The 25,990-nt window shown below is 71.7% G+C and carries 22 protein-coding genes; 8 read left to right on the top strand and 14 right to left on the bottom strand.

From position 1 onward, the window contains the following. Positions 1–63: 63 nt before the first annotated feature. The gene (locus tag OHS81_RS14805; RefSeq protein WP_088799309.1) at positions 64–825 is read right to left on the bottom strand and encodes a phosphoglyceromutase; all 762 of its coding nucleotides are present in this window, start codon (positions 823–825) and stop codon (positions 64–66) included. 274 nt (positions 826–1,099) lie between these two features. On the opposite strand from OHS81_RS14805, the gene OHS81_RS14810 reads away from it, so the two are divergent. Both OHS81_RS14810 and OHS81_RS14815 read left to right on the top strand, forming a co-directional pair. Further along, on the top strand, positions 1,100–2,470 hold the full coding sequence (locus OHS81_RS14810; RefSeq protein ID WP_328385240.1) for an MDR family MFS transporter: 1,371 nt from the start codon (positions 1,100–1,102) through the stop codon (positions 2,468–2,470). Between the two features lie 238 nt (positions 2,471–2,708). Continuing rightward, complete coding sequence (locus OHS81_RS14815) at positions 2,709–4,082, top strand: alpha/beta hydrolase family protein (protein ID WP_328385241.1); 1,374 nt, start codon at positions 2,709–2,711, stop codon at positions 4,080–4,082. Positions 4,083–4,271: 189 nt separating this feature from the next. On the opposite strand, the gene OHS81_RS14820 is transcribed toward OHS81_RS14815, so the two are convergent. The 3 genes from OHS81_RS14820 to mshA all read right to left on the bottom strand — a co-directional run bounded on the left by OHS81_RS14820 (position 4,272) and on the right by mshA (position 7,454). Then, a complete protein-coding gene (locus OHS81_RS14820; protein WP_328385242.1) occupies positions 4,272–5,216 on the bottom strand; it encodes a class I SAM-dependent methyltransferase in 945 nt (314 codons plus the stop codon). Between the two features lie 269 nt (positions 5,217–5,485). Beyond that, positions 5,486–6,091: a YbjN domain-containing protein gene (locus tag OHS81_RS14825; RefSeq protein WP_328385243.1), complete on the bottom strand. Its 606-nt coding sequence runs from the start codon at positions 6,089–6,091 to the stop codon at positions 5,486–5,488. Beyond that, positions 6,084–7,454 (bottom strand): D-inositol-3-phosphate glycosyltransferase, encoded by a 1,371-nt coding sequence (mshA, locus tag OHS81_RS14830; protein WP_328385244.1) that lies wholly within the window; start codon positions 7,452–7,454, stop codon positions 6,084–6,086. Before mshA ends, OHS81_RS14825 begins: the two co-directional genes overlap by 8 nt. Before the next feature lie 205 nt (positions 7,455–7,659). Here mshA and OHS81_RS14835 point away from each other — a divergent pair, with 205 nt between their 5' ends. Then, positions 7,660–8,628 carry a class I SAM-dependent methyltransferase gene (locus OHS81_RS14835; RefSeq protein WP_328385245.1) on the top strand — a complete coding sequence of 323 codons (969 nt, stop codon included), beginning with the start codon at positions 7,660–7,662 and terminating at the stop codon, positions 8,626–8,628. Between the two features lie 86 nt (positions 8,629–8,714). Here OHS81_RS14835 and OHS81_RS14840 read toward each other — a convergent pair whose 3' ends face one another. After that, complete coding sequence (locus OHS81_RS14840; protein ID WP_328385246.1) at positions 8,715–9,602, bottom strand: helix-turn-helix domain-containing protein; 888 nt, start codon at positions 9,600–9,602, stop codon at positions 8,715–8,717. A 283-nt stretch (positions 9,603–9,885) separates the two neighbouring features. On the opposite strand from OHS81_RS14840, the gene OHS81_RS14845 reads away from it, so the two are divergent. Then, positions 9,886–10,893: an aldo/keto reductase gene (locus OHS81_RS14845; RefSeq protein ID WP_328385247.1), complete on the top strand. Its 1,008-nt coding sequence runs from the start codon at positions 9,886–9,888 to the stop codon at positions 10,891–10,893. 270 nt (positions 10,894–11,163) lie between these two features. Here OHS81_RS14845 and OHS81_RS14850 read toward each other — a convergent pair whose 3' ends face one another. From OHS81_RS14850 to OHS81_RS14860, 3 genes are all read right to left on the bottom strand, one after another. Then, positions 11,164–11,487 carry a histone-like nucleoid-structuring protein Lsr2 gene (locus OHS81_RS14850; RefSeq protein WP_328385248.1) on the bottom strand — a complete coding sequence of 108 codons (324 nt, stop codon included), beginning with the start codon at positions 11,485–11,487 and terminating at the stop codon, positions 11,164–11,166. A 158-nt stretch (positions 11,488–11,645) separates the two neighbouring features. Next, positions 11,646–12,224 carry an HD domain-containing protein gene (locus OHS81_RS14855; protein WP_328385249.1) on the bottom strand — a complete coding sequence of 193 codons (579 nt, stop codon included), beginning with the start codon at positions 12,222–12,224 and terminating at the stop codon, positions 11,646–11,648. 14 nt (positions 12,225–12,238) lie between these two features. Further along, positions 12,239–13,240, bottom strand: coding sequence for an XRE family transcriptional regulator (locus OHS81_RS14860; RefSeq protein WP_328385250.1), 1,002 nt, complete (start codon positions 13,238–13,240; stop codon positions 12,239–12,241). A gap of 329 nt (positions 13,241–13,569) precedes the next feature. Here OHS81_RS14860 and OHS81_RS14865 point away from each other — a divergent pair, with 329 nt between their 5' ends. Both OHS81_RS14865 and OHS81_RS14870 read left to right on the top strand, forming a co-directional pair. Beyond that, positions 13,570–13,779 (top strand): hypothetical protein, encoded by a 210-nt coding sequence (locus tag OHS81_RS14865; RefSeq protein ID WP_328385251.1) that lies wholly within the window; start codon positions 13,570–13,572, stop codon positions 13,777–13,779. A 197-nt stretch (positions 13,780–13,976) separates the two neighbouring features. Beyond that, positions 13,977–15,152, top strand: a complete 1,176-nt coding sequence (locus tag OHS81_RS14870) for a protein-L-isoaspartate O-methyltransferase family protein (RefSeq protein WP_328385252.1) — start codon at positions 13,977–13,979, stop codon at positions 15,150–15,152. Between the two features lie 69 nt (positions 15,153–15,221). On the opposite strand, the gene OHS81_RS14875 is transcribed toward OHS81_RS14870, so the two are convergent. From OHS81_RS14875 to OHS81_RS14895, 5 genes are all read right to left on the bottom strand, one after another. Then, on the bottom strand, positions 15,222–15,641 hold the full coding sequence (locus OHS81_RS14875; protein WP_328385253.1) for an NUDIX hydrolase: 420 nt from the start codon (positions 15,639–15,641) through the stop codon (positions 15,222–15,224). Positions 15,642–15,705: 64 nt separating this feature from the next. Then, on the bottom strand, positions 15,706–16,953 hold the full coding sequence (locus OHS81_RS14880; protein ID WP_328385254.1) for a CHAD domain-containing protein: 1,248 nt from the start codon (positions 16,951–16,953) through the stop codon (positions 15,706–15,708). Between the two features lie 166 nt (positions 16,954–17,119). Then, positions 17,120–19,402 carry an RNA degradosome polyphosphate kinase gene (locus OHS81_RS14885; RefSeq protein WP_328385255.1) on the bottom strand — a complete coding sequence of 761 codons (2,283 nt, stop codon included), beginning with the start codon at positions 19,400–19,402 and terminating at the stop codon, positions 17,120–17,122. Positions 19,403–19,805: 403 nt separating this feature from the next. Further along, positions 19,806–20,846: an ABC transporter permease gene (locus tag OHS81_RS14890; RefSeq protein WP_328385256.1), complete on the bottom strand. Its 1,041-nt coding sequence runs from the start codon at positions 20,844–20,846 to the stop codon at positions 19,806–19,808. After that, the gene (locus OHS81_RS14895; RefSeq protein WP_328391171.1) at positions 20,843–21,961 is read right to left on the bottom strand and encodes an ABC transporter ATP-binding protein; all 1,119 of its coding nucleotides are present in this window, start codon (positions 21,959–21,961) and stop codon (positions 20,843–20,845) included. Before OHS81_RS14895 ends, OHS81_RS14890 begins: the two co-directional genes overlap by 4 nt. 93 nt (positions 21,962–22,054) lie before the next feature. Between OHS81_RS14895 and OHS81_RS14900 the strand changes: the two genes are divergently transcribed. After that, the gene (locus tag OHS81_RS14900) at positions 22,055–22,672 is read left to right on the top strand and encodes a GNAT family N-acetyltransferase (protein WP_328385257.1); all 618 of its coding nucleotides are present in this window, start codon (positions 22,055–22,057) and stop codon (positions 22,670–22,672) included. Positions 22,673–22,864: 192 nt separating this feature from the next. On the opposite strand, the gene mshD is transcribed toward OHS81_RS14900, so the two are convergent. Further along, the gene (gene mshD, locus OHS81_RS14905; protein ID WP_328385258.1) at positions 22,865–23,803 is read right to left on the bottom strand and encodes a mycothiol synthase; all 939 of its coding nucleotides are present in this window, start codon (positions 23,801–23,803) and stop codon (positions 22,865–22,867) included. A gap of 268 nt (positions 23,804–24,071) precedes the next feature. On the opposite strand from mshD, the gene OHS81_RS14910 reads away from it, so the two are divergent. After that, positions 24,072–25,880, top strand: coding sequence for a bifunctional metallophosphatase/5'-nucleotidase (locus OHS81_RS14910; protein WP_328385259.1), 1,809 nt, complete (start codon positions 24,072–24,074; stop codon positions 25,878–25,880). Positions 25,881–25,990 lie beyond the last annotated feature (110 nt).

The raw sequence follows: 25,990 nt of genomic DNA on the forward strand, positions 1-25,990 counted from the left end.
CCCAGGGCGGCGAAAAGCCCCCTACTCGCGGAAAGCCGCAGGTAGGGGGCCTATTGCGGGGGCCTACTTCTTCTTGCCCTGGTTCTTCACTGCCTCGATGGCGGCCTTGGCGGCCTCCGGGTCGAGGTAGGTGCCGCCGGGCTTGAGCGGGCGGAAGTCGGCGTCCAGGTCGTAGGCGAGCGGGATGCCGGTGGGGATGTTCAGGCCGGCGATGTCCTCGTCGGAGATGCCGTCGAGGTGCTTGACCAGGGCGCGCAGCGAGTTGCCGTGGGCCGCGACCAGGACCGTCTTGCCGGCGCGGAGGTCCGGGACGATGCCGTCGAACCAGTACGGGAGCATGCGGACGACGACGTCCTTGAGGCACTCGGTCTGCGGGCGCAGCTCCGGCGGGAGGCCGGCGTAGCGCGGGTCGGAGAACTGCGAGTACTCGGCGTCGCGGTCGAGGGCGGGCGGCGGGGTGTCGTACGAGCGGCGCCAGAGCATGAACTGCTCCTCGCCGAACTCGGCCAGCGTCTGCGCCTTGTCCTTGCCCTGCAGCGCGCCGTAGTGGCGCTCGTTCAGCCGCCAGCTGCGGTGGACCGGGATCCAGTGCCGGTCGGCGGACTCCAGGGCCAGCTGCGCGGTGCGGATGGCGCGCTTCTGGAGGGAGGTGTGCACTACGTCGGGGAGCAGGCCGGCGTCCTTCAGCAGCTCTCCGCCGCGGACTGCCTCCTTCTCGCCCTTCTCGTTGAGGTTGACGTCCACCCAGCCGGTGAACAGGTTCTTCGCGTTCCACTCGCTCTCGCCGTGGCGGAGGAGGATCAGCTTGTACGGTGCGTCGGCCATGGCGTCGAGCGTAATCCAAGTCGGCGCGGCGCCTTGCGTGGGTCCAGGACCTGGGCTTTCCGGCGTCGTGTGACGCTTCCCGTCAATTCGCTGGTGGCGGGGACCGTCCCCTGTGTAGGTTGCGCATGTCACTAGAGGCACTTACATGAGCCGCTTGCGTGCGCCCCTTACGTGGCGGGGAGCTCGCCTCGCCGCCGCTTCCCGCCCTCCCGCGCCCCTTCCCTGCACCGCATCACCGCCATCACCGCCATCACCGCTTCACGGGGGAACTGTCATGTCCGCATCCGCAGCGAAACCCTCCGGGCCGGCTGCTCGCCTCAAGCACGCCGCCCTTGAGAGCGTGTCCGGTCTCCCCCGGCAGTTCTGGTGGCTGTGGACCAGCACCTTGATCAACCGGCTGGGTGCTTTCGTCGCCACCTTCCTCGCCCTCTACCTGACCGTCGAGCGCGGCTACTCGGCCTCGTACGCGGGCCTGGTCGGTGCGCTCTACGGCCTCGGCGGGGTGATCTCGTCCGTGGGCGCCGGGGTGCTGACCGACCGGCTCGGCCGCCGGCCCACGATGCTGGCCGCCCAGCTGTCGACGGCGGCGTCCGTGGCGCTGCTCGGCTTCATGGAGAACCCGGTCGCGATCGCGGCGGTGGCGGGTGTGGTCGGCATGGCGACCAACGCCTCCCGCCCCGCCGTACAGGCGATGATGGCGGACATCGTCGCCCCGGAAGACCGCGTCCGCGCCTTCTCCCTCAACTACTGGGCGATCAACCTCGGCTTCGCCGTCTCCTCCACCGCCGCCGGACTCATCGCCCAGCACGGCTACCTGTCCCTCTTCCTGGGCGAGTCCGCGCTGGTGCTGGCCTGCGCGCTGGTCGTCTTCTGGAAGCTCCCCGAATCGCGGCCCGCCGCGGGGACACCGGGCCCGGACAACGGCCCGGACCACGGCGGCGGCGCGGCCCCAACTCCCGTCTCCATGCTGACCGTCCTGCGCGACGGCCGCTTCATGACCGTCGTCGGCCTCAACCTGCTGCTCGCCCTGCTCTTCCAGCAGGCGTACGTCTCGATGCCCGTGTCGATGGGCCGGGACGGCTTCTCCAGCGCCGACTTCGGCATGGTCATCGCGGTCAACGGCGTCCTCATCGTGCTGTTGCAGATCCCCGTGACGCGCTTCATCGAACACCGCAGCCCGGCCATGCTCCTCATCGGCTCGGCCCTGCTCGCCGGTTACGGCTTCGGGCTGACCGCGCTGGCGGACTCGGTCGCCGTGTACGCGCTCGCGGTCACCGTCTGGACCCTCGGCGAGATCATCAACTCCCCCACCCAGATGGGCCTGGTGGTGCGCCTCTCGCCGCTGCACGGCCGCGGCCGCTACCAGGGCATGTACGCGCTGTCGTGGTCCATTGCCTCCCTGACGGCCCCTCTCCTCGGCGGCATGGTGATCGACCACTACGGCGCCGATGCGCTGTGGGCCGGCTGCGCGGCCGTCGGCACGGTGGCGGCCATGGGCTACGGGCTGCTGCTGCGGAGCCTGCCGGGGCAGACGGCGGCGGTGGTCCGCTCACCGCAGCCCGCGGAGACGGCATCGTCCACGGAGGTGGAAGCGCCCCTGCACCTGGGAGCCCACGCGGACGCGGAAGCGCCCACGCACCGGTAAGCCCGCACGGACGCGGAAGCACCCACATACCTGTAAGCCCGCACAGATGCGAAAGCGCCCTCGGCCGCGCCCTTCTCGTAGCTGTCGCCGTCCGGTGGCCAGGCATGCGGCCGTGCCGCCACCCGTGTCGCTGTGGGTGTCGCCGCCGTGGGTGCCGTCGTTGGTGACGGTGATGCGCGTGCGGGCGTTGGCGGATGACGGCACGCGCCCCGACGTGTGACGTGGAGGAGTGGTGAGGGTGCGCGGTACAGGGGGGCGGAAGGCGCGGCGGTTCGTGGTGGTCGGGGCGCTGGTGGTTGCGGGGGCGCTGGTCGCCGTGCCGGCGGGGGTCCGGAAGACGGCCGGGGTGGATTGGGTGGCAGGGGTGGATTGGGTCGCCGGGGTGGCCGGGGTGGCCGGGCCCGGGGGCGGGCCTCCTCGGGTATCGGCCGACGGGCCTCCCGCCGCCGCCATGACGCTGCCCGCGCCCACCGGCCGGTACCAGGTCGGTACGGTCGCGCTTCACCTGACCCACTGGACGCGCACCGATCCATGGGCCGGCCGGCAGACGCACCGGGAATTGATGGTGAGCGTCCGGTACCCGGCGCGGGCGGGTGCCGGGCGGTATCCGACCGCGCCGCAGCTGTCGGCGCGCGAGGCGGCGGCGTTCGACGCGCGGAACACCTTCTCGGAGCAGGTGCCGCCGGGGAAGGTGCAGTGGGCGGCAACCCGCACCTCTGCGCACGTGGGGGCGCCCCTGGCCGCGGGCCGGCCTTCCCGGCAGTGGCTGCCGGTGGTGCTCTACTCCCCCGGCGTCGGCGACCCGCGCTCGTTCGGCAGCACGCTCTGCGACGAGTTGGCCTCCCGCGGCTACGCGGTGGTCACCATCGACCACACCTACGAGGCGCCCGCCGTGGAGTTCCCCGACGGACGGCTGGCGCGCAGCGTGCTGGCGACGGAGTTGGCGAAGGCGCAGAAGAGCGGGCGGATCACGGCGCTGCTGAAAAAGGTCAGCGGGGTGCGGGTGGCCGATACCCGTTTCGTCCTCGACGAGTTGGCCGAGCAGGGTGCCGCCTCGCCGTTGCCCCCCGGCCTCCGGCGGGCGCTGGATCTGCGTGCCGTCGGAATGTTCGGGCAGTCGGCCGGCGGGTTCACGGCGGCGCAGACGATGCATGACGACCGGCGGATCAAGGCCGCGGTGAACCTGGACGGGGTGATGGGCTACACCCAGCGGGATGACGACCCCTCGAACCCGTCGACGGTGGGACGTGACGGCGTGGACCGGCCGTTGCTGCTGATGGGGATGGCAGGGAACACCCATCACACGGTGGCGTCCTGGGGCGCGGTGTGGCGGCACAGTACGGGCACCTGGCTACGCGACCTGACGCTGCGCGGCAGCAGGCACGCCAGTTATACGGATGCGGAGGCGTTGGTGCCGCAGATCGCGCGGCGGTTGGGGCTGCCGCGCAAGGATGTGACGGCGCTGATCGGGGCGGTCGACCCGGCGCGGGCGGTCGCGGCGCAGCGGGCGTACGTTTCCGCGTTCTTCGACCGGTGGCTTCGCGGGCGGGACGATGGCGGGCTGCTGGACGGGCCCTCGGGGCGGTTTCCGGAGGTGCAGTTCGTGCGGTAGGCGGGGTGGCGCCGGGGCGAGGCGGGACGGGGTCGAGGCGAGGGGGACGGGGTCGGGGCGAGGCGGGACGGGGTCGAGGCGGGACGGGGCCGGGGACGGGCATGCGGCCGTGGGCGCGGCTCGCCCCCGGCCGGGGCCGGAGGCCGATCGGCATTCCGAACGGCCCCCGGGGCACGGAGGCCGCAACGCTCAGGCGGCCGTGCCGAAGTGCACGGTCTTCGCGGTCAGCAGGAACAGGGCCGTACGGCGGTCGATGCCTGCCGGGTCGGCCGGATCGAGGAGCCGGTCCAGGGTGGACCGGTCCTCGGCGTTCAGCATTTCGGCGAGCGTCTGGCGTGACCGTTCCAGGGCTTGCCGTGCGAACTGCCGGGGCCCGTCGGCCAGCGGCGCGGGGTGGTCCACGAGGAAGGTCCTGCTCCGGGCGTCGGTGAGCCCCGCGGCGCGCAGCATGCCGGGCCAGTCCTCGACCACCGCCACCGAGCCGGGCAGCTCGGCCCGCATCCGGCTGAAGCGGTCCGCCTGCGCCGCGTCGAGCCGTTCCTGCAGTCCGGGGCGTCCGAAACCGAGGTCGCGCGGGAGCCAGCGGGCCGGCAGTCCGCCCTCGACGACGGCCAGCACCCCGCCGGGTTCGAGCAGCCCGGCCAGCTGCTTCACCACGCCCTGCTGGTCGCCTACGTGGTGGAGAGCCTGCCCGGACCACACCAGGTCCGCCGGCCCGAGACCGGCCAGCCCCGCGGGGAAGTCGGCCTGCTGCGTGCGCAGCCGGACGCCGAGCCGTCCGGCCCGTTCCCCTGCGCGGGCGAGCAATTCCGGGGCACCGTCCACCGCGGTGACCTCGGCCTGCGGGAACGTCGCGGCCAGTTGGCAGGCCGCGACGCCCGGGCCGCTGCCGATGTCCAGGATGCGGCGGGGGGGGGTGAGGTGTGTCAGCTCGGCGAGGGCCTGCTGGACGTAGGGGCGGTGCGTCTCGCCCTCCAGCTCCAGCAGGTCGGCCATGGCGGCCCAGTCGAAGTCGGGGTCGGGGGTGTGGCCGTGGGTGTGGGTGTGGCCGTGGGTGTGGGTGTGGGTGTGGCCGTGGGTGTGGTTGCCGCTGTGAGTGGGGTTGCCGTCGTGGGTGTGGTCGTTGTCGGTCATCGCACCTTCTCCCGTGATTCGTGCTCCGCCGGTGCTTCCTCGATCAGGTCCGCGTTCACCGCGGGGACCTCCTGGCGCCGACCATGCGCCAGGGCCGCGGAGTTCGGCAAACATTGTTGCCGTTTCCGCAAAAGGCGGTGCGTACGAAGGGAGAAAAAGGGGGTGCGTGCGAAGGGGGCCGGGGCAGGGCGCAGGGGGCCTCTCCCTACCGGCTTCCCCGAGAGGCGCGCGCCGAAGGCCCGCCTCTCGGCGACCTACAACTCCGCGGCCTACGACTCCGCGGCGCTCCCCCGCGTCAGATGCGTGAACGCGTCCAGGTTGCGGGTGGACTCGCCGCGGGACACCCGCCAGGCGTACTCCTTGCGGATGGCGGTGGCGAAGCCCATCTCCAGCAGGGTGTTGAAGCTGCCGTCGGCGTTCTCCAGGACCGTCCCGAGGATGCGGTCGAGCTCGTCGGGGGTGACGGCGGCCAGCGGGAGCTTGCCGACGAGGTAGATGTCGCCGAGCTTGTCGATCGCGTAACTGACGCCGTAGAGGCGGGTGTTGCGTTCGAGGAGCCAGCGGTGCACGGCCTCGTGGTTCTCGTCGGGGTGGCGGACGACGAAGGCGTTGATGGAGAGGGAGTGCCTGCCGACGATGAGCGAGCAGGTCGTGGAGAGCTTGCGGGTGCCGGGGAGCTTGATGACGTAGGTGCCGTCGGAGGGCGATTCCCATTCGAGCTCGGCGTCGGTCAGGGTCCGCTCGATCACGGCCTGCGCCGTCGGAACCGTCCCGGCCTGTGCCGTCGGAACCGTACTGGCCGTGGTGCTGCCGTTGCCCACTGCACCGCACGTCTCTCGCTCGTCGCCCGTGGAGGGGTCGCGCTCGTCACCCATGGAGGGATCGTAGGTGACGGCGGTGTTCCTGCATGGCGGCGGTGTAGACGTCGCCCGTGGCCGCGGCGGCGGTGCCCCAGCCGAAGGACTGGGCGTGCCGGGCGGCGTCGGTGCCCATCCGGGCGGGCAGGGCCGGGTCCGCGACGAAGCGGCCGAGCGCGCGGGCGTAGTCGGCCGGGTCGTGGCCACTGACGAGGAAGCCGCTGACGCCGTCGCGCACGGCCACCGGCAGACCGCCGACCGCGGCCGCGATGACCGGGGTCCCACAGGCCTGGGCCTCGATGGCGACCAGTCCGAAGGATTCGCTGTACGAGGGCATGACCAGCACGGATGCGGCGCGGTACCAGTCGGCGAGCTGTTCCTGGCCGACCGGTGGGCGGAACTGCACCAGGTCGGCGATGCCGAGCCGGGCGGCCAGCTTCTGCAGCCCCTCGGGCTTGGCCAGGCCGCTGCCGCTGGGCCCGCCGACCACGGGCACGACCATCCGGGAGCGCAGCGAGGGGTCCTCGTCCAGCAGGGCGGCGGCGGCCCGCAGCAGGATGTCGGGCGCCTTCAGCGGCTGTATTCGGCCGGCGAACAGCGGGATGACCGCGTCCTGCGGCAGGCCGAGGCGGGCGCGGGCGGCGGCCCGGCTCTCGGCGACCTCGCCGCCGGTGGGCCGGAAGCGGTCGAGGTTGACCCCGGGGTGCACCACGGCGACCTTGCCGGGCTCGGCCTCGTAATGCCGGGCGAGTTCGTCCGCCTCCTCGGCGGTGTTGGCTATCAGGCGGTCAGCGGCCCGGACGATCTGTGTCTCGCCGATCACCCGGGCGGCCGGCTCGGGGGCGTCGCCGGCGGCCAGCGCGGCATTCTTGACCTTGGCCATGGTGTGCATGGCGTGCACCAACGGAACGCCCCAGCGCTCGGCGGCCAGCCAGCCGACATGGCCGGAGAGCCAGTAGTGGGAGTGCACCAGGTCGTAGTAACCGGGGCGGTGGCCGGCCCAGGCCTGCATCACGCCATGGGTGAAGGCGCACAACTGGGCGGGCAGCTCTTCCTTGGCCAGGCCCTCGTACGGGCCGGCGTCCACATGCCGTACGAGGACGCCCGGGGCGAGCTCGACGGCGGGCGGGAGGGTGCCGGTGGTGGCGCGGGTGAAGATCTCCACCTCGATGTTGATCGAGGCGAGCTTCCTGGCCAGCTCGACGATGTAGACGTTCATACCGCCTGCGTCGCCCGTACCGGGCTGGTGCAGCGGGGAGGTGTGGACGCTGAGCATCGCCACCCGGCGCGGGCGGCGCGCGCTACCGGGCAGGCGCAGGCGGGCCTGACCCGGGAACTGGCCGTGCGGCCGACTGCGGAGCCGGGACACGTGTGGGCTCACGTCGAGCTACCTCCTAGGCGGGGCGGGCGGCACGCCTCCGACCCCCTGCAACAATGCACCGCGGCCATCCATTTCCGTCCGGCATGCTCTGGCCGCACTTTGCCAAAGCGTGACCAAGCGAGGGCCATAGGTGCCTCAGGTGCCTCAGGTGCCTCAGGTGCCTCGGCAGGCGGCTTTCCCGCGGCCACCCCATACCCTCGAGGACATGGCCCGCCGCCCCAGCGTCTCCCACGTCCCCCAGGTCTCCCCCCGCTCCCCTGTCTCTCTCGTTTCCCCCGGCTCCGCCGCCGCTCTGATTCCCGCGCAGTCCCGGGCCGTCCCCGGGCAGTCCCGGTCCGCACCCGGACAGTCCCGGCCCGTCGGAAACGCCACCCGCGGGACCACCAACCCCAACCGGCTGCGCCGCATGGACCGCTGGATAGCCGCCGAGCACGGCGCCGCGCTGCGCCGCGCCGCCGACCCCGTGGCGGTCGATCTCGGCTACGGCGCCGCGCCCTGGACCGCGGTGGAGCTGCTGGGCCGGCTGCGGACGGTGCGCCCGGACGCCCGGGTCGTCGGCATAGAGATAGATCCGGCGCGGGTCGAGGCCGCCCGGCCGTACGAGCGGGCGGGGCTGGACTTCCTCCACGGCGGCTTCGAGGTGCCGCTACCGGGGCAGCGCAAGCGGGCGCCGGTCCTCATCCGGGCCGCGAATGTGCTGCGGCAGTACGACGAGGACGACGTGGCCGCCGTGTGGCAGCAGCTCTGCGCACGGCTGGCGCCCGGCGGGCTGCTGGTCGAGGGCACCTGCGACGAGATAGGGCGCCGGCACGTCTGGGTGGCGCTGGGCCCCGAAGGCCCGCGCACGGTCACCTTCGCCGCCCGCCTCAGCTCCCTCCACACACCCTCTGACCTGGCGGAACGCCTCCCCAAGGCGCTGATCCACCGCAATGTGCCGGGCGAGCCGGTGCACGCCTTCCTCCGGGACTTCGACCGTGCCTGGGCCACCGCCGCCCCGCTCGGCGCGCTCGGCGCCCGCCAGCGGTGGCGCGCCGCCGTACAGGCCCTGGCCACGGACTGGCCGCTGACCGGTGACCCGCGGCGCCGGCGACAGGGGGAGGTCACGGTGCGGTGGGAGGCGCTTGCGCCCAGGGGGAGCGCGGCGGGAAGCGCGGTGAGAAGCGCCGTCCGCTGAGGCGGGAACGCACGGTCCCGTCGGCTCGCGGCACGCCCCCAGCCCCCGGCCCCGCCCCCCGCCCCTGGCCGGCACCGCGGCCCTCCCTACGCGGTCAGCACCGGGTCCCCGAGTGCCGCCAGCTCCCGCAGCCGCCCCTCCGTCTTTGACCCCCGCGCGGCCGTATAGGTCACCAGCGCCTGGTCCGGGTCGCAGCTGAGCCGGAAGCTCTCGAAGGTGAGGACCAGCTCGCCGACGTGCGGATGCAGGAGGGTCTTGGTGCCGCGCAGGCACTCGAATACCGACTGGGTCTCCCAGATCCGCCGGAAGTCCCGGCTTTGCGCGAGGAGTTCATTGACCACCTCGCAGGTCCGCGGGTCCTCGGGGTGCCGCCCGCTCTCGGCGCGCAGATTGCCGACCACCTCCACGGCCTTCGCCTCCCAGTCCGCGTGCAGGGCACGCGCCGCCGGGTCGAGGAAGACCAGCAGCGCGGTGTTGCGCCGGTCCGGGGCGAGCGCCGGGAGGTCGAAGGAGATCCGGCCGCCGAGCGCGTTCCAGGCCAGGATGTCCAGGCCGCGGCCGAGGACCATCGCCGGGACGGTGGTCTCCATCGCGTCCAGGAGCCGCTGGATCTCGGGGCGCACGGTCTGCCGGGGAGCGGCGCACGCGCCGCCGTCCGGGCCCGGGGCGGCGAGGCAGTCCGCCGGGCGCCGCCGGGGTGCCGCGACATTGTGCAGGTACGTCATTTCACCGTCGGACAACCGCAGCGCCCGTGCGATCGCGTCCAGAACGGAGTCGGAGATGGCGGGCGCGCGGCCCTGTTCGATCCGGGTGTAGTAGTCGACGCTGATGCCGGCGAGCTGGGCGACCTCCTCGCGCCGCAGGCCGCGCACCCGGCGGCGGTTGACCCCGTCGGGCAGGCCGAGCTCCGCCGGGTCGAGCGCCGCCCGGCGCACCTTGAGGAACGAGCCGATCTCGATTTCCGCGTGCAGCATCGGTCCAGTATGCGACGCACCGCCGGTCGGGTGGTTCCGCCGGACCCAGGCTGCGACGGGCCTGGTCCGCGCCCCCTACGGGCACCAAGGTGGTGCAGGCACACCTCTGGGGCGCCCCCAGGCCGCGCCGGGCACGCCCCGGGGCGGCCCAGGAGAACTCGCATGCGACCCCTGAGAACACTCATGGCGACCCCGTAAGAACTCACCCGGCGTCCCCCTGAGAACTCACCTGGCGCCACCCACCGAACCCGCATCTCGACCCCTCTCGCACAAGGAGCAGCTAATGCAGCGCAGGATCCTCGGCGGTACCGGCATCTCGGTCAGCGAGTACGCGCTCGGCGCGATGATGCTCGGCGCCTGGGGCAACACCGATCACGACGACTGCGTACGGATCGTGCACCGTGCGCTGGACGCCGGTATCAACTTCGTGGACACCGCGGACGTGTACGCCGCGGGCGAGTCCGAGGAGATCGTCGGCAAGGCGCTCAAGGGACGCCGCGAGGACGTCGTCCTGGCCACGAAGTTCTTCCATTCGATGGGTCCTGACGCCAACCACGGCGGCAACTCCCGGCGCTGGATCATGCGTGCGGTGGAGGACAGCCTGCGCCGGCTGGGCACCGACCACCTCGACCTCTACCAGGTGCACCGGCCCGACCCCGCCACCGATATCGACGAAACGCTCGCCGCGCTCTCGGACCTCGTACGCTCCGGCAAGGTGCGGGCGATCGGCACCTCGACCTTCCCCGCCGAGCACATCGTCGAAGCGCAGTGGACCGCCGAACGCCGCGGCCATGTCCGCTTCCGCACCGAGCAGCCGCCCTACTCGATGCTGGCGCGCGGCGTGGAGAGCGCGGTGCTGCCGACCGCGCAGCGCTACGGGATGGGCGTGCTGACCTGGGGCCCGCTCAGCGCCGGCTGGCTCTCCGGCCGCGATCTCTCCGCCAGTTCGCGGGCCGGCCTGGAGAGCCGGAAGTTCGACCTGTCGGTCCCGGAGAACGCCCGGAAGGCGGAGGCGGTCGCCGCGCTGTCCAAGGTCGCGGCCGAGGCGGGCCTCGCGCTGCCGCACCTGGCGACCGCCTTCGTACGGTCCCACCCCGCGGTGACCTCCGTGATCATCGGCCCGCGCACCCTCGACCAGCTCGACAGCATGCTGGAGGGCGCCGAGGTCACGCTCGGCGCGGACGTCCTGGACCGGATCGACGCGATCGTGCCGCCCGGCACCGACCTCAACCCGGCCGACAGCTACTACGTACCGCCGGCCATCGCGGACCCGTCCTTGCGACGCCGCTGACCCGGGGCGGGGCCGGGAACGAAGCGGCCCGGCCCTATCTACCGCTGCCCCCTCCCCCTCCCACTGCCCCTCTCCTTCTGCCCCACAATGCACCGCAGCGGTGGCGACGTTCGGATTGTCCCCGGAAAAGAACGGCTTCTTGATTGTTCCTTTCCATTCCCACGACGCCGGGCAGCCGCCACCCACTACGGGCGGGCAGCAGCCTTGCCGGAACCGGACACAAAGAAGCCCCTCACTCGCGGTGAGGGGCTTCCGGTTTATCCAAAAAATTCACTTGGCCTTTTGGTACGCCTCACGAATCTCAGCGGGCACCCGCCCGCGGTCGCTCACGTTGTAGCCGCTCGACTTGGCCCAGGCCCGGATCGCGGCGGTGTCCTCATTGCCGGCCGCCGCCTTACGCGGCTTACGGCCCTTCCCGGTCTTGCGACCGGCCTTCAAGAACGGCCCGACAGCTTCCAGCAGCTGGTCGTAGCTGTCCGGACTCAAATCGATCTCGTAAGTCACACCGTCAAGAGAAAGCGTGTGCGTGGCGGCCTCGGTGGACTCTTCGCCCGTGAGGTCGTCCGTGAAGATGGTGATTACTTTCTGTGCCATGCAGGCAGTGTAAACCCATGAAATAGGCCCACCAGCCGTTTCCCCCGCCTGCTGGTGCGACTAACGGGTTGACGGGAAAAAACCCTCCGTGCCGGCCCACGTTGCAGCCGGCGCCCGCACCGGCACGAGAGCCGGCGCGGGCCGGGCACAAGGACCGTTCATCGCAGATACGTCTGCTGCCACTCGATCGACGGCATATTCAACGCGGCCTCCGCGAGGGCCTGCGCCGACGCCGTCTTGAGGCTCGCCAAGCTGGTGTCGATCCAGTTCTGAACGATGCTGCATCCCTGCTCGCGGTACTCGACGGCCTGTACGAGACATTCGAGTTTGTCGGCATCGTGGGCGACGACGACCTCGATGGCGTCACCGTTCTCGTACTCGTCGACGATGCGCTGAACTCCGGAGGCAACGGCGGGGTGAGCGGCAGACACCTGGTCCGCGGTGACCTTCTCGTTCGAAGCTGCTTTCAGGTAGCGCCGACCGATGTGCGGGATATCGCCGACGCGGGTTTCCTGGGTGTCGTGGAACAGGCACATCAGGGCAACCTTCGCCGGGTCGGCGCCTTCCATCATGGCCAGTACCGCGCCGATGATGCCCACCCGGAACGAGTGCTCGGCGATACTTTCGGGGTCTTTGACTCCGGCGATCCACCAGCCGGTCCGTTTGGCCCGCTTGAGCATCCCCATCTCCAGGAGGTACCCCGCCGTGCCCCGTGCGTTGATGGTCTCGTCCGCCATGGTGACCTCCGGTGTCAGTGCTGGTGATCGCGTAGAACGTAATGCACGACGCTCAGTTCGCGCCGGGATCGTGAGGAGATCAAGCCGTCGTCGAGTATCCGGGCGACGCGGTTGGCGAGCGCGCGAGCTAGTGCGGGCGATGCGTGCTGCAGCCACGGGTGAGCCGTCAGCAGCGCCCACAGAGAGTGGGCGTACAGGTCGACATAGCCCGGCGACTCATGGAAGCCCTGAGCCAGCCCTCGAAGGAGGGTTGCCGGGTCCCAGCCGGTCAGATCACGGTCAGACATGAAAGCGTCGTCGGCCTGGGGCTCCCTGAGGACACCCATCCAGTAAGCCCAGTAGTTCAGGTTCGCAGCCTCTGCGGCGTCGTCGTCGGCAATCGACCGGTCGATAAAGTCCCGCAAAGGCACCGGGTCGCCGCGGCGTGCAAGGGCGGTAGCGGTGGAACGGGCCTCCGCCCAACGCGGCGATCCTCCCTGTGCAGTGGCGAGTCCCCGGCGGGCATGGAGGGCGTGCGCAGTCCAGGAGTTGGCCTCTGGGCTGCGGTCGTAGCTGGTGAGATACAACGCCTGTCGATGAAGGAGCGCGCGACCGTCACCTGCTCCGGCAGCGGCTTCGACAGCGTTCCGCAGATTCGCGAAAAAGGCGCGCCGCTCTTGCGTGCCCATGAGCGGGGCCGTCGCTACTGGGCCGCGCCGGGAAGGAGACGGGCGGCGTAGCGCTGGGGGCGGAGCCCCGTCCACGGCCCAGGCGATCATGTGAGCGGTGTCGCGGGTGTGCACCCACCCGGCGAGGGGGTGAAGTTCGAGCCGCACCGAGGGATCGAGTGCGGCGCCGATGATCCGGTCAGCGTCCATCGCGGCGTCCAGAAGGCCCAGGGGTGTCCGGTCGGCACCGAGTGTCAGTAACCGACGCTTCAGGTCGAGGAACGCCCCGGCTTTCATGTTGGCGAGTGGGCGGCGCCCGGATTCCCTCCCTTGGACGGTGCCGAGATCAATGCCAAGCGCTTCGGCCATTCCCGTCTGCGTGAGCGGGATGGACTCCCTGGTCAGGCGCAGGACAAAGCCCGCAACGGTGCCTGTGACCGCGCGATTTCGCGCGGACGGCCTGGAAGTCATACAGCCCCCAATGCGCTCCGCCACCAAACGCGTACCCACAGTCAGTCCTACCGCACCGGGCATCACCGTAAGTTCGAGATGCGCCAACTCCAAGCCCCGTCTTGGGTTCGGGAGTTGGCCTTCACCGGGTCGGCTGTACAAGCACGCGCCCGGCGTAAGGCCCCGTCCTCACCCCCGCAAGGGGTGCGGGCAGGGCTCTCCCTCACCCCTCGATGAGGAGGAACACCGTGATCTCACACATCACCATCGATCAACGAGACGCCGCATACGACCCACGCGCCCAGCAGGCCGCCCTGTCGGTCACCGTCCACCACCGCGATGGCGACACCGAGCCGTCCGTCCTCGTCATGGACCCGGGGCAGGTGGAGCTCTACGCCATCCAGCTGGAACAGGCGATGGCGAAGCGGAAAGCCGCACAGGAAGCCGTGTCCCTGTGAATGCCCTCCCCAAGGAGGGGCGCGCACGTGCTACGGACACGATCAAACCGACCGAAAGGAACGACTGTGTTCAGTCCGATCATGATTGCCGACGGCGGCGACGAGGGTGACGGGCACCCGGGAACGCCCTGGACACCACCGCAGGAACCGCCATCTCCCGACGGCGACACGCCGCCTGGCGACGGGACACACCGGAAGTGACCGCGCACTCTGACCGACAGGGACGCCCCACTCGGGAGGAGTTGGGGCGCTCCCTTATCGCGTCTGGCGCCCTGTCCTCGGACTGGCTGCCGACATTCAGTGTCGTGGACCGCTCCCTGTTTTTGCCCGAGCTGATGTGGCCGTTCGACATGGATACCGGCAGGAGCGTCCCGGTCGACCGTGCCGAGGACCCCGACGCCTGGTACGGCTACGCCGACAGCGACATCCCCATCGTGACCCAGTGGGACGACGGCAAGCACCGGGGTACCGCCTCCGGCCACGTCTCGACAAGCTCCAGCTCGAAGCCTTCTGTCGTTTACCGGCTTCTGAGCGATCTCGATGTTCATCCGGATATGCGGGTGCTGGACGCCGGCAGCGGTACCGGCGAGACGTCCGGGGCTCTCACACACCGGCAAGGCGCCCGCTGCGTGACAACGGTCGAGGTCGATCGCGCGGTGTCCCGGCGTGCCCGAGAGCGGCTATGTGCGGCCGGACTGCATCCAGACGTCATCGAAGGGGATGCGACCCAGGGCTACCGGGACAACGCACCCTACGACCGGATCCTGGCAACGTTCGGGCTCCGGGAGATCCCCTACGCATGGATTCCTCAGACCCGCGCTGGTGGCCTGATTGTGGCACCGTGGGGCACGCACTACAGCAACGCGGACGCAGTGGTTCGCCTGCGCGTCGGCGACGGCATCGCGACCGGCATGTTCGGGCATCCGGTCGAATTCATGAAAGCCAGGGCGCAGCGCCGTCGGCCGATCAACCACAGCGACTACATCCCCGAGCGGGGAGTCGAGGCAGCCGACAAGTCCACCACGCCCCTCACGGAGGAGGAATTCGTCACGGGCCGCTTCTCGGCTGTGCCGTTCGCGCTGGGGCTCCGCGTCCCGCAGTGCGCGCAATCCGTCGCCGACAAGCGACAGCGCGCGCGGCCGGTGTGGTTCTACGGCCTCACCGACAGGTCATGGGCGTGCGTCATGTTCCGGGATGGCGCCGAAGCGACAGTGTGGCAGTCGGGACCGCGCCGACTGTGGGAGGAGGTGGAGACTGCGTACCACTGGTGGGTCGACAGCGGCCGCCCTGGACATGACCGGTTCGGCCTCACTGTGACCCCCGACGGCCAGCACGTCTGGCTCGACGAGCCGGACAACGCCTGGCCTCTGTGAGCGGTACTCGCTCTGCGGCCCGCGTCTTCCCGGCGCCGGCCGTCCACGCCCCGCAGCCCGCCCCGCGCCTCACGCCAGATGCAGCGCCGCGAGCAAGGCATCCACCAGGGGACGGTCCCGTTCCTGGGTGAGGCGGTGGCGGGCGTCGGTGGGCGAGAGCCAGACCATGCGGTCGACCTCGCTGTTCGGGGTGAAGGCTCCGGCGACCGCTTCTGCCGCCCAGTAGCGGACCTGCTTGGGGCGGCCGCCGGCCACGTAGTAGGAGGTGGGCAGCGGCGCGCCGGGGCGGCAGTCCATGCCGGTCTCCTCCGCGACCTCGCGCACCGCGCCGGCCAGGGCGTCCTCACCGCGCTTCAGCTTGCCTTTGGGGTGGGACCAGTCGTCGTACTTGGGGCGGTGGACGAGCGCGATCTCCAGCCCGTCCTCGGAGGCCGCGCGACGCCACAGGACGCAGCCCGCGGCTCGAATTGTCTTCTGAGGCACTGTCACATGATCACCCCTCTGCGTCTGCGTCTCCTCTGCGTCTGCGTCTCCTCTGCCCTTCCCTCTGTTCTCAGTTCGCCCGCTCCGGTGTCCTGGGCAGCCACACGCGGCCGAAGGCGAAGCGGGCCGCCTCCACTTCGTGTCGCTGGTCGGCGTGCAGCACCCCGAGGGCGTATGCCGTGGCCGGGGCGATCCGGGGGGTGCGGGCCGCGGCGGCGGCAGCGGCGGCGGCCTCCGCGGCGTCGCGGTGCCACTCCAGCGCCCGGCCGGCCTCCGCCAGCCGGAAGTCGGCGTACTCCGGCGCCAGTACCTCCCGGGCGTAGCGGCTCAGTCGCACCAGCAGCCGGACCTGGTGCCAGGGCGCGTCCTGGCGCTGGTCGGCGGCGAGCGCGGCGGCGTTGTACGGGTATCCGGCGCGGGACAGCGGCAGTGCGGCGACCGCCTCAGCGAGCCGGCGCTGGGCCTGCTCGGCGAGTGGCGGCAGCGCCTCGGCGGCGGGCAGCTCGGTGGTCGTACGGGCGAGTGGCGCCTCGGAGGCGAGTACCGCCACGGAGTCGGCGACGGCGTGGAAGCGGGAGGAGCCCAGGGCCTGCAGCGCGGCGGTGTGGGCGCGGGTGCGGGCGAGGGTGAGCTGGCGGTCCAGCAGCGCTCCGGCCCGCGCCGCACCGGCCGCCAGGGCGCCGTCGGGATCCGGGTCGGTGGCGGACGTCGCGGCGGAAGCGGTGGCCGAAGTTCCGGCGGAAGTTGCGGACGACGCGGTGGTCAGGGCGGCGGGGCCGGTGGCGGAGCCCGTGGCAGCGCCCCTTGCGGGACCCGTGGCAGTGGCCCTGGCGGAGCCCGAGGTGGAGCCCGTAGTGGAGCCCGTGGGCGTGCGGTCTCCCCGTTTGCTGCGGTCCGGCCGGCCCTGGCGGTCGCCTCGGTCGTTCCGGTCGGTGCCGCCCTTCCGGTCGGCTCGGTCGTTCCGGTCGGTGCGGCCGGTCAGTCGCTGCAGCGCCGTCATCAGCCGTTCGCGGCGTGCGGAGCAAGCCTGTTCGCGGGCCAGTGCGCCGGACAGCCAGCCCAGTTCGGCGGTGAGCTGGTCGGCCCAGACCTCCTCGGTCAGCGGGCGGAAGGTGTGCAGGGTGGCGCTGATCCGGCGGGCGGCGCGGCGCAGCTGACGGGCGGCCTCGCCGGCGCCCTCCGCGTCCGAACCGCTCTCCCGGTGCAGGCGCAGGCTGCGCAGGAATTCCGCCGACTGCTGGTGCAGATAGCCGGCCAGGACCTCCTCGGCCGTACGCCCGGCGAGGGCGGTGCCGATGTCGGAGAAGTCGTCAGTCATAAGCGGCCGGCCCCCGGCGCCGTCCCGGGCGCGGCTCGCGTCGTCCGGCCGTGGTGTGCCGTCGGCTCCTGGGTACGGGCCGTCCACCACTGCCGCACGGGCTCCGGGCGCTGGGCCGGGCTCGTATCCGGTGCCGATGAGACCCGCGGGTCCTCCGGTCGGCTGGTCATGTCGCTGGGCCACGCCGGCGCCTCCGGGCGTCGATGAGCATTTCCTGAATGTTGCGCAGCGGCGCGCCGTCCGCGTCCGCCGCATGCCGGGTCCAGTCGCCGTCCTGGCCGAGGTGCCAGGAGGACGTGGTGTCCGACATCCCCGTCTCCAGCATCCGGTTGAGGGAGGCGCGGTGCGCCGGGTCGGTGACCCGCACCAGCGCCTCGATCCGGCGGTCGAGGTTGCGGTGCATCATGTCGGCGCTGCCCAGCCATACTTCGGGCTCGCCGCCGTTGCCGAAGATGAAGACCCGGGAGTGCTCCAGGAAGCGGCCGAGGATGCTGCGGACGCGGATGTTCTCGCTCAGTCCTGCGACCCCCGGGCGCAGCGCGCAGATGCCGCGTACCCAGACGTCGACCGGGACGCCGGCCTGGGAGGCACGGTAGAGCGCGTCGATGACGGCCTCGTCGACCATCGAGTTGACCTTGATGCGGACGTAGGCCGGACCGCCCGCCCGCTGGTGCGCGATCTCCTTGTTGATGCGCTGTATCAGGCCGTCCCGCAGGGACTTGGGAGCGACCAGGAGACGGCGGTAGGTCTCGCGGCGTGAGTAGCCGGAGAGCCGGTTGAAGAGGTCGGAGAGGTCGGCGCCGACCTGCGGGTCGGCGGTCAGCAGCCCCAGGTCCTCGTAGAGCCGCGCCGTCTTGGGGTGGTAGTTGCCGGTCCCCACATGGGAGTAGCGGCGCAGCATCTCGCCTTCCTGGCGGACGACGAGCGAGAGCTTGGAGTGCGTCTTGAGGCCGACCAGCCCGTAGACGACATGGCAGCCGGACTCCTCCAGCTTGCGGGCCCACTTGATGTTGGCCTGTTCGTCGAAGCGGGCCTTGATCTCGACGAGGACGAGGACCTGCTTGCCGGATTCCGCGGCGTCTATCAGGGCGTCCACGATCGGCGAGTCGCCGGAGGTGCGGTAGAGCGTCTGCTTGATGGCGAGGACGTCCGGGTCGGCGGCGGCCTGCTCCAGGAACGCCTGCACGGAGGTGGAGAAGGAGTCGTAGGGGTGGTGGAGGAGCACATCGCGGGCGCGCAGGGCGGCGAAGATGTCCGGCGCGGACGCCGATTCCACCTCGGCGAGGTCACGGTGGGTGCCGGCGACGAACTTGGGGTACTTGAGCTCGGGACGGTCCAGCGCACCGATCCCGAAGAGGCCGGTCAGGTCCAGCGGGCCGGGCAGCGGGTAGACCTCGGCGTCGGAGATCTTCAGCTCCTGGACGAGCAGGTCGAGCACGGCCGGGTCGATGGACTCCTCGACCTCCAGGCGGACCGGCGGCCCGAAGCGGCGCCGCATCAGCTCCTTCTCCAGGGCCTGGAGAAGGTTCTCCGCGTCGTCCTCCTCGACCTCCAGGTCTTCGTTGCGGGTCACCCGGAACATGTGGTGCGCCCGCACCTCCATGCCCGGGAACAGCTCCTCCAGATGGGCGGCGATGACGTCCTCGATGGGGACGTAGCGCTGCGGGGAGGCCTCCAGGAAGCGGGAGAGCAGCGGTGGCACCTTGACCCGGGCGAAGTGGTCGTGGCCGCTGACCGGGTTGCGTACGACGACGGCCAGGTTCAGCGAGAGGCCGGAGATGTACGGGAAGGGGTGCGCCGGGTCCACCGCCAGGGGCGTGAGCACCGGGAAGATCTGCTGGCGGAAGAGGGTGAACAGGCGGGCCTGCTCCTTCTCGGTCAGCTCGGGCCAGCGGATCAGATGAATGCCCTGGTCGGCGAGCTCGGGGGCGATGTCCTGCTGGAAGCAGGCGGCGTGCCGGGCCATGAGTTCGCGCGAGCGGGTCCAGATCAGGTCCAGCACCTCGCGGGGCTGGAGTCCGGACGCGGAGCGGGTGGCGACGCCGGTGGCTATCCGTCGCTTGAGTCCGGCCACCCGGACCATGAAGAACTCGTCCAGGTTGCTGGCGAAAATCGCCAGGAAGTTAGCCCGTTCGAGGAGGGGGGTGGCCGGGTCCTCGGCCAGTTCGAGCACCCGCTCGTTGAAGGCCAGCCAGCTGCGCTCACGGTCCAGGAACCGTCCGCTGGGCAGTTCCTCGCCGTCCGCGCCGACCACGCCCTCGTCCTCGTACGCGTCGGGATCGGCGTCCAGGTCGGGCTCCAGGCCGGGCACCGTGCCCCGGACCGCCTGCGGGCGGTGCGCGGCGATGGAACCCACGGAAGGCTGGGCCGAGGGCGCCGCGGCCCGCGGGGGCTGCGGGGTGGGCACCTCGGGCTGAGCCTGTGCCTGAGCGCTGGGCTGCTGGTTCATGAACCTATTCTTCCGCGTCCGGGGGGTTCCAGGCGCGTCAGACGGAGGCGGCGGCGCGAGATGGAGCCTCGGGTGGGGGCCGTTCGGCACAGCGGGCTGCATTCACCGATGCTCGCAAGCGATATTGAATCGCCGGTAACGCGGATATGGCGGCCAGGCAAGCGGGGTGCTACTGCCCGGCGTTGGGCGTGAGGCATGAGGCGTTGTCCGGGGCGGCCGGGGGCCGGCGTCACGGGTGGGCGGCTCCTGGGGCGGTACGGCCCAGAGGCCGGGCCCGGGGGCCGCCGCCGGGGCGCGCCCCCCTGTGCCTCCCCCGGGGCAGCCTTTGTCACACGCATGGTGCCGCCCGGGTTGCGGGCCGCTGCGAAAGGCGCCTGTGCACCCGTGGGCCCGTGCGCCCGGTTCAGCCGTGCCGGCGCCGCATCACCCGGAAGGCGGTCACCGTCAGCACCGCCGCCACCGCCAGCACGATCCCGGCCTCGATCCAGGCCAGCGGCCAGTGGTGCGACGCCGGGTGGTGATCCATGTACTGGCCGGCCACATCGTGCTGCCGCAGACAGGTCTCGTAGGTGGGAGCGGGATTGCACGGGGCGTCGGCCAGCCGGGCGCCGGAGCGGGTGTAGTTGCCCTGGCCGACAACCCAGGCGTCGTCCGGCAGCTGGGGCGAGCGGCGGTTCGGGAACTCGGTCGTCACGACCGGCAGCAGATAGGGCCTGAGCTGGGCCAGCACCACCTGCAGCGCCACCACGGCGGCGAGCGTGACGCCCATCGACAGCACCGTACGGCGCAGCAGCAGACCGGCCAGTGCGCCGACCGCCAGGGCCAGCAGGGAGTAGGCGACCGGCACCGGGCCGAGCGAGTAGAAGCCGAAGGTCGAGTACCAGTAGAAACCGGAGACCTCGTCGCCGGCGACCTGCCAGAGCCAGCTGAAGGCCAGCGAGAGCCCCGTGGTGGCGGTCAGGACGACCAGCGCGGGCAGGCAGGTCTTCGCCGCCAGCCAGCGCAGCGGGCCGACCGACTGGGTCAGGACGAGCTTGTGGGTGCCGGCCTCCAGCTCGCGGGCGATCAGCGGGGCGCCGAGGAACAGCCCGACCAGGGCGGGCAGCAGCACCAGGCCCATTTCGACGAGCCGCAGGGGCGAGCGGTAGGTGTCGCGGAAGGTGGTGACCGCCTCCTGGGTGTGGGCGCAGCGCGGATCGAGGGAGATCTGCGAGCAGCCGGCGATGTGGTGGGCGTCGATGAATCCGGCCATCTGGCCGCGCAGCACCGCGCACCAGACCGCGCCGCCGGCCGCCGCGGCCAGCAGCACGCCGAAGACCAGCCGGTGCTGGCGCCACACCAGCCAGGCGAGGCCGCCCAGCGGTGCCAGGCCCGCCTCCCGGGTCCCGCCCGGATCGCCCGCTGTGCCGCGCCCGTTCGTGCCGGGGTGTGCCGTGGTGGTCATGCTGCCGCTCCCTTGCCGCTGTGGTGGTCGTGCCGTGTGCCCGCCGCGCCGCCCGGCGGGCTGTTCCATCCGCTCCATCCGCTCCATCCGCCCGTACTGCCGGCCGGGCCGGGCGGCCCGTTGCGCGGCATCCCGGGGATCCCCGGGTTGTTGCCGGGCCGGCGGCGCCACCGCGCCGGGACCGGCTCCGCGCTCGGCGCGATCAGCGCGGGCGCGTCGGGCGCGCGCAGATAGGCCAGCAGAAGTTCCTCCAGGGACGGGTCCGCGGTCTCCCAGGGCCCGGCGGCGACCGTGCCCTTCCGCCGTACGACGGTGGTGAAATGACGCCCTGACGTCTGGGTCTCGACGACCGTGTGCGCCGCGATCGCGGGCGGCAGCGCGCCGTCCCGGTGCGCCCCCATCACCAGGGCGTGCGCTCCGATGACGTCATCGACCTCGCCCGCGAGCCGCACCCGGCCGCCGCCCAGTACCAGCAGGTAGTCACAGACCCCGTCGAGCTCGGCGAGCAGGTCCGACGACAGCACGACGGTGGTGCCGTGCTCGGCGGCCTGGGCCAGCAGCAGTGCGGTGAACCGGTACCGGGCGATCGGGTCGAGCCCGGCCAACGGCTCGTCGAGGAGGAGGAGTTCGGGGCTCCTGGCGAAGGCCAGGGCGAGCCCGAGGCGGGCGCGCTGCCCGCCGGAGAGGGTGCCGGCCCGGGCGTCGAGGGGCAGCCGGCCCTCCCGGACGATCCGTTCGGCGCACGCCCCGTTCCAGCGGCCGGGGTTGAGCGCGCGGCCCATCCGCAGCGTCTCGGCGACCGTCAGCCGCGGGTAGAGGGGCTTGCCCTGGGCGACATGGGCGGTCCGGGCGCGGACCGCGGCGCCGGCCGGGCCCTCGCCGCCGATCCGTACGGCTCCCTCACTGGGGCGGGTCAGGCCGGAGACGAGCGAGAGCAGGGTGCTCTTTCCGGCGCCGCCGGGTCCGACCAGTGCGCAGATACGGCCGGCCGGCAGCCGGAAGGTGCAGTCGCGCAGGGCCCAGCGGCGGCGGTGGCGCCTGCCGAGGCCGATCGCCTCGACGGCGGTGCGCCCCGAGGCCCGGCCGGCCACCTCGTCCGTACCCACTGGCCGCATCACTCGTCCCCCTGAGCCATTCCACTAATTAAGTAGTGAAAGGGTGGGGGAAATGGGCTGCGCCTGTCAACCTCCGCTGTCTACGCTGCCGGCGTGCCCCCGCTTCCCGCGCCCGCGACGCCGCCGCTGCCGTACACCCCCGACTACCCGATACGCACCGAACGCCTGGATCTGCGCCCGGTCATCCACGACGATTTCGCTGCGGTCCACGCCTACCAGCGCCGCCCCGAGGTCTGCCGCTACCTCTACTGGGGCCCCCTCGACGAGGCCGGGTCCCGGGCCTCCGTCACCGCCAAGACCACCCGCACCACGCTGCGCGAGTCCGGCGACGTCCTCCAGCTCGCCGTCGTCGTCCGCGAGAGCGGCATCCTGGTCGGCGACGTCACCTTCTTCTGGAAGAGCCGCACCCACCGCCAGGGCGGCATCGGCTATGTCCTCCACCCGGACCACGCCGGCCACGGCTACGCCACCGAGGCGAGCCGGGCGCTGCTGAAGCTGGGCTTCGAGGAACTGCACCTGCACCGCATCCAGGCCGAGTTGGACGGGCGCAACACCGCCTCGGCCCGGCTGCTGGAACGGCTGGGCATGCGCCGGGAAGGCCATCTGCGGGAGAACGAATTCCTCGACGGGGAATGGACCGACGAGGTCGTCTACGCGATGCTGGCGCGCGAGTGGCGGGCGCAGCAGGAAGAGCGCGCACGGCAGCAATGACACAGCGGGGCGGACGAACGCGCCGGCAATGACACAGCGGGGCGGGCCCCGGTGGGCCCGCCCCGCTGCATGCTCGTCCGTCGCGCGTTCGTAGGCCGCGCGCTCACCCGCCGTCCGGTCTCGTGCCTCCGTCCGGGCCCACGTCTCCGGGCGGTCTCGCCTCTCCGCCCGGGCCCACGTCTCCGTCCGGGCTCACGTCTCCGAGCGGTACATCAGATCCGTCTCGTGCGTGGCGAACCCCATCCGCTCGTACACGCTCACCGCCGCCGCGTTGTCCGCGTCCACGTACAGCATCGCCGTCGGCAGGCCCTGGCCGGCCAGATGCCGCAGCCCCACCGAGGTCAGCGCCTTGCCCAGGCCGCCGCCCTGGGCGCCCGGCCGCACTCCGAGCACATAGACCTCGCCCAGGCCCTCGTCGGCGTGCACCTTGGTCCAGTGGAAGCCGACCAGCCGGCCGTCCTTCTCCGCCAGGAAGAAGCCCTTGGGGTCGAACCAGGCCTCGCCCTTGCGGTCGTCCAGATCGCGCTGGATCAGCGCACCCTGCTCCGGGTGGTGGGCGAAGGCCTCCGCGTTCACCTCCAGCCAGGCCTCGTCATCGGTGCCCGGCTGGAAGGTCCTCAGGGACACCCCCTCGGGGAGAACCGGCTCCGGCAGCTCCAGGTCCGTCAGCGAGCGCCGCATCTGGCGCAGCTCCCGGAACATCGTCAGCCCCAGGGTCTGGGCGAGATGCCGGGCGGCCGGATGCCCGCCGTGGGCCCAGACCCGCAGCCGGCGCCCGGACTGCTCCAGCAGCTCGCTGCCCAGCGCCCGGCCGTGCCCGCGGCCGCGGTAGCCCGGGTGCACCACCAGCTCGGCGGCCGGCGCCTCCACCGGGTCGGTGTCCTCCAGCTGCCCGTACGCGACCAGCTCCTCGTCCTCGTCGCCACGCAGGTACAGCAGCACATGGCGTACGCCGGGGCGCGGGCCCCCGCGCAGCTGCAGCCGCCCCTGCTCGGACACGGCGGGCTGCCCGTCCGTACGAGCCGCCCGCTCGATCAGCTCGGCGACGGCCGTGGCCTCTTCCGGCGCGAGCTCGTCGACCACCTGGATCCGGCGGCCGGCCCGGCCCATCTCCTGTGCAGCGTCAGTCATGTGTGAAGCGTACGACCCAGTCGGGTTTCCGGAGGGGCACCACCCACGTTCCCGGAGGGGCATCCCCCCCGTTCCCGGAGGAGCGCCGCCGCGTTCCCGGAGGGGCATCCCCCACATTCCCCCGCCCTTCCCGGCACCAGCCCGTCACCCGCCCGGCAATCAGCCCTTCACCCGCCCGGCGACCAGCTCGTCACCCGGCAACCCCTGTTGCACTACGCGCGTCGACAATAAGCTGCCGTCCGCTCAGGACCATCCAGGAGGGGAACACATGCCAGCGACACCGCAACGGGGCCGCGCCCTGCGAAGATTGACGATCGGCGCCGCCGTACTGGCCGCCGCCGGGCTCACCGCCGCCGCCCTGCCGGCCGGGGCCGACACCGGACACGCCGCCCGCGCCGGCCGCACCGTCGATGTGCAGCTGCTCTCCTTCAACGACTTCCACGGCAATCTCGAACCGCCGCAGGGCTCCTCCGGCACGGTCGAGGAGGCCCAGCCGGACGGCAGCAAGAAGAGCATCCCGGCGGGCGGCGCGGAGTACCTGGCGCAGTCCCTGCGGACGGCCCGTAAGGGCCACCCCTACTCGGTCACCGCCGCGGCCGGCGACCTGGTCGGGGCCAGCCCGCTGCTGTCCGGGCTCTTCCACGACGAGCCGACCATCGAGGCGATGAACAAGCTGGGCCTCGACGTCACCTCGGTCGGCAACCACGAATTCGACGAGGGCCGGACCGAGTTGACCCGCCTCCAGAAGGGCGGGTGCCACCCCAAGGACGGCTGCTACGAGAAGGGCAAGAAGTTCCGGGGCGCGGACTTCCCGTACCTCGCCGCCAATGTCACGGACGAGAAGACCGGCAAGCCGCTGCTCAAGCCGTACACCGTCTGGAAGCACAAGGGCGTCAGGATCGGCTTCATCGGGGTGACACTGGAGGGCACCCCGGACATCGTCAGCGCCAACGGCGTCAAGGGCCTGAAGTTCCACGACGAGGTCGAGACGATCAACAAGTACGCCAAGGTGCTGAACAAGCAGGGCGTGAAGTCGATCGTCGCGCTCATCCACGAGGGCGGTCTGCCCGCCTCCACCTCGTACAACTACCAGTGCGACAGCCCGGGCCCCGGCGACGGCATCTCCGGGCCGATCACCGACATCGCCAAGCACGTCACTCCGGCGGTGGACGCCCTGGTCACCGGCCACACCCACCAGGCCTACGCCTGCACCATCCCGGACCCGTCCGGCCGGCCGCGCACCGTCACCTCCGCCGCGTCCTACGGCAAGCTCTACACCGACACCACGCTGACCTACGACCGCCGCACCCGCGACATCGTGCGGACCAGCGTCAAGGCGCCCGGCGCGGTCAACCACGTCGTCGACCGCACCCAGCCCAAGGCCGCGGACATGACGTCGCTGATCACCCGCTGGAACAAGCTGGCCGCACCGGTCGCGGCCCGCCCCGTCGGCCACATCTCCGCCGATATCGCGGGCCGCGGCGCCGCCGCCCCCGAGTCACCGCTCGGCGATGTCATCGCCGACGCCCAGCTGGAGGCCACCAAGGCGGACGGCAAGGGCGGCGCCCAGCTCGCCCTGATGAACCCCGGCGGGGTGCGCTCCGACCTCGCCTTCAAGGCGTCCGGCTCGGAGGGCGACGGGGTGGTCACCTACGGGGAGGCCTTCACCGTCCAGCCCTTCACCAACATGATGAACGTCGTCGACCTCACCGGCGCCCAGCTCCTCACCGCACTGCAGCAGCAGGTCAGCGGCCCCAACGAGGCTTCCCCGAAGATCCTTCAGATCTCCAGGGGCCTCACCTACACCCTCGACATGACCAAGTCGGGCGCCGCCCGCATCGTCAAGGACTCGGTGAAGCTCGACGGCACCGCCCTCGACCCTGCCAAGACCTACCGCGTCGCGATGAACGAATTCCTGGCCGGCGGCGGTGACGGCTTCGCCGCCTTCAAGGACGGCAAGAACAAGTACGTCGGCCCCTCCGACCTGGACGCCTTCACCGGCTACCTGACCGCCCACTCCACGGCCGACAGCCCCCTCACCCCGCCGAAGGCGGACCGGATCACGGTCGTGAAGTAGACCGCGGCGGCGGATCGGTACCTCTCGACGACTTCGGGCACCGACTCGACTCCCTCGAACACCGCGTCCCCGCTCCGGACACGTGCCGGAGCGGGGACGCCCTCATCGGC

The organism is Streptomyces sp. NBC_00400 (genome assembly GCF_036048035.1).
Classification (GTDB): Bacteria; Actinomycetota; Actinomycetes; order Streptomycetales; family Streptomycetaceae; genus Streptomyces.

Coding starts and splice junctions, on each gene's coding strand:
- OHS81_RS14805 (WP_088799309.1), bottom strand. CDS start 825: ATGGCCGACGCACCGTACAAGCTGATCCTCCTCCGCCACGGCGAGAGC.
- OHS81_RS14810 (WP_328385240.1), top strand. CDS start 1,100: ATGTCCGCATCCGCAGCGAAACCCTCCGGGCCGGCTGCTCGCCTCAAG.
- OHS81_RS14820 (WP_328385242.1), bottom strand. CDS start 5,216: ATGACCGACAACGACCACACCCACGACGGCAACCCCACTCACAGCGGC.
- OHS81_RS14825 (WP_328385243.1), bottom strand. CDS start 6,091: ATGGGTGACGAGCGCGACCCCTCCACGGGCGACGAGCGAGAGACGTGC.
- OHS81_RS14835 (WP_328385245.1), top strand. CDS start 7,660: ATGGCCCGCCGCCCCAGCGTCTCCCACGTCCCCCAGGTCTCCCCCCGC.
- OHS81_RS14840 (WP_328385246.1), bottom strand. CDS start 9,602: ATGCTGCACGCGGAAATCGAGATCGGCTCGTTCCTCAAGGTGCGCCGG.
- OHS81_RS14845 (WP_328385247.1), top strand. CDS start 9,886: ATGCAGCGCAGGATCCTCGGCGGTACCGGCATCTCGGTCAGCGAGTAC.
- OHS81_RS14850 (WP_328385248.1), bottom strand. CDS start 11,487: ATGGCACAGAAAGTAATCACCATCTTCACGGACGACCTCACGGGCGAA.
- OHS81_RS14855 (WP_328385249.1), bottom strand. CDS start 12,224: ATGGCGGACGAGACCATCAACGCACGGGGCACGGCGGGGTACCTCCTG.
- OHS81_RS14860 (WP_328385250.1), bottom strand. CDS start 13,240: ATGGCCGAAGCGCTTGGCATTGATCTCGGCACCGTCCAAGGGAGGGAA.
- OHS81_RS14880 (WP_328385254.1), bottom strand. CDS start 16,953: ATGACTGACGACTTCTCCGACATCGGCACCGCCCTCGCCGGGCGTACG.
- OHS81_RS14885 (WP_328385255.1), bottom strand. CDS start 19,402: ATGAACCAGCAGCCCAGCGCTCAGGCACAGGCTCAGCCCGAGGTGCCC.
- OHS81_RS14890 (WP_328385256.1), bottom strand. CDS start 20,846: ATGACCACCACGGCACACCCCGGCACGAACGGGCGCGGCACAGCGGGC.
- OHS81_RS14895 (WP_328391171.1), bottom strand. CDS start 21,961: ATGCGGCCAGTGGGTACGGACGAGGTGGCCGGCCGGGCCTCGGGGCGC.
- mshD (WP_328385258.1), bottom strand. CDS start 23,803: ATGACTGACGCTGCACAGGAGATGGGCCGGGCCGGCCGCCGGATCCAG.
- OHS81_RS14910 (WP_328385259.1), top strand. CDS start 24,072: ATGCCAGCGACACCGCAACGGGGCCGCGCCCTGCGAAGATTGACGATC.